At 61.7% G+C, this 1,746-nt stretch carries 2 protein-coding genes; both read right to left on the bottom strand.

The window, feature by feature from the left end; genetic code table 11:
- Positions 1-51 precede the first annotated feature (51 nt).
- Positions 52-1,260 (bottom strand): beta-ketoacyl-[acyl-carrier-protein] synthase family protein, encoded by a 1,209-nt coding sequence (locus EN780_RS33470; RefSeq protein WP_128276396.1) that lies wholly within the window; start codon positions 1,258-1,260, stop codon positions 52-54.
- Positions 1,261-1,542, bottom strand: a complete 282-nt coding sequence (locus EN780_RS33465; RefSeq protein WP_126057635.1) for an acyl carrier protein — start codon at positions 1,540-1,542, stop codon at positions 1,261-1,263. It lies immediately after the preceding gene.
- Positions 1,543-1,746 lie beyond the last annotated feature (204 nt).

The following is a 1,746-nucleotide window of genomic DNA, read 5'->3' as shown; positions in this document are numbered from 1 at the left end:
CAAGCAGCTAGATACGACAGGTGACCTCAAATGAGGCGTCTTGCATGGCTTCTACACCTGCCTGAATGCCAGAACTGCGTTCGTACCGCCCATGGCGAAGGCGTTGCTCATGGCGACGCGCACCTTGCGCTCGCGCGGCACATTGGGTGTGATGTCGAGGTCGCAAGCGGGATCTGGCTCGCGATAGTTGGCGGTCGGCGGCACGACGTCCTCTTGGATTGCCATCACGCAGGCGATCATTTCAAGCGCGCTCGCTGCGCCGAGGCAATGCGCGTGCGTGGACTTGGTGGAAGAGATGGACATCAAATAAGCGTGGTTTCCAAACACACGCTTGATCGCCGCCGTTTCAGTCTGATCATTGCTTTTGGTACCGGTGCCGTGCGCGTTGAGGTAGTCGACGTCCTCGGCATTCAGCCCGGCATCGGCAAGGCAGGCGCGCATCGCCGACGCTGGCCCCTCGACAGATGGCGCGGCAATGTGGAAGGCATCGGCGGAAAGGCCGACGCCGGCGATCTCGGCAAGAATTGTGGCACCACGCCTCGTGGCATGCTCGTAGCTTTCCAGCACGGCCATGCCCGCACCCTCGCCCAGCACCAGGCCCTTCCTATCGGCGGAGAAGGGCCGGCAGGTATCGGGTGAAAGCACGCGCATTGCTTCCCATGCTTTCAGCACGCCCCATGCGAAGGGTGCGTCGCTGCCTCCGGAAACCATTACGTCGGCCCGGCCCAGCTTGATCTGGTCCACCGCCGAGGCGATCGCATGGTTGGCCGAGGCACATGCGGAGGTCACCCCGAAGACCGGCCCGCGCAAGCCGAGGCTCAAGCTAAGATGGACGGAAGCGGCGCTGGGCATCACCTTTACTCCAGTGAAGAGTTCAGCACGGATTGCGCTACCCAAAAGCAGTGAGCGGTAAGTTTGTTCTGTTGCGTATGAACCGGTAAATCCGACGCCCACTGTCGCGCCGAAGCGATGGGCATTCCCCTCGTCGCAGGAAAGTCCGGCCTGCCGCATGGCTTCGCGCGCTGCAAGCACGGCGAGCAAGCTGAAGCGGTCCATGGAGATGAGATGCCCCCGGTTGATGTCGTGCTGGGGCATGGCCTTGATCTCAGCGCCGGTCATGCCCTCCAGGTCATGAAGCTCGGAATTGGCGATCGGGCCGATGGCGGAGCGGCCTTCGCGCATCTCTTTCCACATAGAGGCGGCGTCGGTGCCCAGTCCGCACAGGCCGCCCACTCCGGTGATAACGACGCGCCTGTCCATTCAAGCCTCCTTCGCAAGCAAGCCGCGGACGGCTTCCACGACGTCGCCGACATTCTTGAGATTGGACCAGGCATCGGCCGTGTTCATGTCGATCTTGATGCCGTAGGCCTGCTCCACATCCCAGAGGACGTCCGCCAAACCCAGCGAATCAAACCCGAGCGCGTCCAGTTCCGTGGCGATTGTTATCTCGCCGACGAATGACGTAGGCATTCCCTCACCGCTCTCCGACTCGGCGCGTTTCTTGATCAGGGCAATGACGTCCGTTGCGAATTGATCGGCCATTCTGTTTCCTGTCTTTCTTTCCCGCGTTTCGACCTGGACGCGGCTCAGTTCCTGAGGCGCGCCGCGTCGCGAAAGCCATCACGCTTGGGCAACTGACAAAGCCCAATGCTCATAAAGCCGGATCAGGTCCGGCCGGTGTGTGGCGTAGGTGCAGTATGACGATGTGAGCCGCTACACCGTGCGCGTCTCCCAGTCTGTCCATAG

The sequence above is a fragment of the Mesorhizobium sp. M4B.F.Ca.ET.089.01.1.1 genome, assembly GCF_004022605.1.
GTDB lineage: Bacteria > Pseudomonadota > Alphaproteobacteria > Rhizobiales > Rhizobiaceae > Mesorhizobium > Mesorhizobium abyssinicae.
This window is presented reverse-complemented; position numbering and strand designations above follow the sequence as displayed.